4 protein-coding genes are annotated in these 1,973 nt (G+C 62.9%); all 4 read right to left on the bottom strand.

The window, feature by feature from the left end; translation table 11 throughout:
* Positions 1-93 precede the first annotated feature (93 nt).
* Positions 94-477 carry a copper homeostasis periplasmic binding protein CopC gene (copC, locus tag ACPEH8_RS19375; protein ID WP_017354979.1) on the bottom strand — a complete coding sequence of 128 codons (384 nt, stop codon included), beginning with the start codon at positions 475-477 and terminating at the stop codon, positions 94-96.
* A 162-nt stretch (positions 478-639) separates the two neighbouring features.
* Complete coding sequence (locus ACPEH8_RS19370; RefSeq protein ID WP_026070601.1) at positions 640-990, bottom strand: four-helix bundle copper-binding protein; 351 nt, start codon at positions 988-990, stop codon at positions 640-642.
* Between the two features lie 70 nt (positions 991-1,060).
* Complete coding sequence (locus ACPEH8_RS19365) at positions 1,061-1,585, bottom strand: DUF411 domain-containing protein (RefSeq protein WP_229301210.1); 525 nt, start codon at positions 1,583-1,585, stop codon at positions 1,061-1,063.
* 14 nt (positions 1,586-1,599) lie between these two features.
* The coding region (locus ACPEH8_RS19360) for a YybH family protein (RefSeq protein ID WP_423667881.1) at positions 1,600-1,973 on the bottom strand (374 nt) is incomplete at its 5' end.

Raw genomic sequence — 1,973 nt, 5'->3', positions numbered from 1 at the left:
CAACCGACGAGGGGAACCCCGAAAAGAACCATGATGACACGGTATTCCAGGAATCTCAGTGCATAAGCCGACAGGTCGAACATTCGCGACTCCTCAGCGCACCGTGAAGCTGAAGCTGCCCGGCATGGGGTGGTTGTCACCACCGACGGCGCGGTATTCCACGGTATAGACGCCCGGAGTCAGCGGCTGGGGCAACTTGGCACGCAGGGTCTTACCGTTGTTGACGATCTCGGTCGTGAAATTCTCGATCGGCATGGTGGAACTGCCGTGCTTCATGAGCAACTTGAGACGCGACGCCCGCGGAATCAATGTTTCGTTGAACACGAGATCGATCTGGCCCGGCGAAGCCACCACCGCATTTGCCGCCGGTGTGGACTGCTGCAGCGCGGCGTGGGCGTGCGCGATCTGCAGGGAGAACTGCCCAGCCGCAATCGCGAGGACGAGCGCGAAGGAGCGAAGGACGTTTGATGATTTCATAGGGATAAATCCTCATTGCGAATGTGATGCAAAGCCCCGTTCGGCGCCGTGCTGTGTTGGATCCGACAAGCGTTAGGTGTCGGGCTGTCACCGAAACCACGGTTGGTCGGCTTTTGATATTTGAGATGAGGATCCCGCCGCTCAGGCGGGATCCTCGACGCGTCAAGCCGCCATGGCGCTGCAGCTTTCCGCGCAACGGCGACAAACTTCGGCGCAGCGCGCCATCTCCGGGTCGTTCATGGCGTCGCATGCTTCGGCGCACTGGCGGCAGATCTCCGCGCAGGCACTGCAAACCACCGAATGAGCGCTGGCGCCACGCAACATGGCGTCGGCGCTGGTGGCGCAGATATCGGCACACGTCGCCAGCAGGGCGATGTGCTCCGGGGCTGCGTGGGCACCTCCTTTGCTCAGGCAATAGTTGATGGTCTCAAGGCAAATCGCGTGGCATTGCGTGCAGTTGTCGATGCACTCGTTCATGGCCTGAGACCGGTGGTCTTCGGAATGGTGAGTCATGTGGATCTCCTGCTTCATCGCGGACGAGAATCGGCGCGCCCGCAACACCGCCCCCTGTTGCTCTTGCGGATCAATGCTGTGCGAAGGGTTCGGTGGTTCCGTCGTGATGGACCAGCTCGACCGTATACGGCTGCTGGCGTCCTTCCGGGACCTCCATGCCCGGCGAACCGAGCGGCATTCCGGGCAGGACCAGGCCGCGTGCGTCCGGCTTTTCTTCGAGGAGGCGCTTGATGTCCTCGGCCGGGACATGGCCTTCGATGACGTATCCGTCGACCTCGGCCGTGTGGCAGGAGCCCTTTGCATAGGGGACACCCAGGCGCTCCTTGACCGGACCCAGGTCATCCATGTCATGCACATCCACGGTGAACCCCGCCTTCTTCACGTGGTCGATCCAGCTACCGCAGCACCCGCAGGTCGGGGTCTTGTGGACGGTCATGCGTGGCAGGGCGGCTGGAGTCGCGTCGGCTGTTTCCGGGACGACCTGTGCAGTGGGCGCGATGGTGGATTGCGCGGGTGTAGCCGCTTGGGTGCAGGCACCCAGGCCGGCGACCGCAAAAGCCGCCCACGCCAGTCGGTTCAATCTGCAGGTTTTCATTTCTGGTTCTCCGCTTAGCGCTTGGTCCGCGAAGACCAGTGGATGTGGGCGATCCGCCAACCGTCGGTGGTCTGCTTCAGCACCATGGTCTCGGTGCTCTGGACGGTCAGTGGCTTACCGTCTTTCTGGGCGTGCAGCTCGCTTTCGGTTCCGACCCATGCGAACTCACCAGCGGTGCGTGCACGCTGACGGAGCAGCTGGCGATGGGCGCCCTTGAGGAATGCCGCATCGCTGACTGCGTGATGACCCAGATATTCCTCGCGGCTGCGCTCGGCACCCCCGGACTCGAGGATGAGGACGTCGGCAGCGAGCAGGGCTTCGACCGTGGCCAGATCGCCGCTAGACAGGGCCCTGTTGAAACGCTCCGCTACGGCGACCGCGGCCTCTG

The organism is Stenotrophomonas sp. NPDC077461 (assembly GCF_049545475.1).
GTDB lineage: Bacteria > Pseudomonadota > Gammaproteobacteria > Xanthomonadales > Xanthomonadaceae > Stenotrophomonas > Stenotrophomonas nematodicola.
This window is presented reverse-complemented; position numbering and strand designations above follow the sequence as displayed.

Excerpts from the sequence above, each read along its gene's own strand:
- ACPEH8_RS19370 (WP_026070601.1), bottom strand. The coding sequence starts at position 990 with ATGACTCACCATTCCGAAGACCACCGGTCTCAGGCCATGAACGAGTGC.
- ACPEH8_RS19365 (WP_229301210.1), bottom strand. The coding sequence starts at position 1,585 with ATGAAAACCTGCAGATTGAACCGACTGGCGTGGGCGGCTTTTGCGGTC.
- copC (WP_017354979.1), bottom strand. The coding sequence starts at position 477 with ATGAAATCATCAAACGTCCTTCGCTCCTTCGCGCTCGTCCTCGCGATT.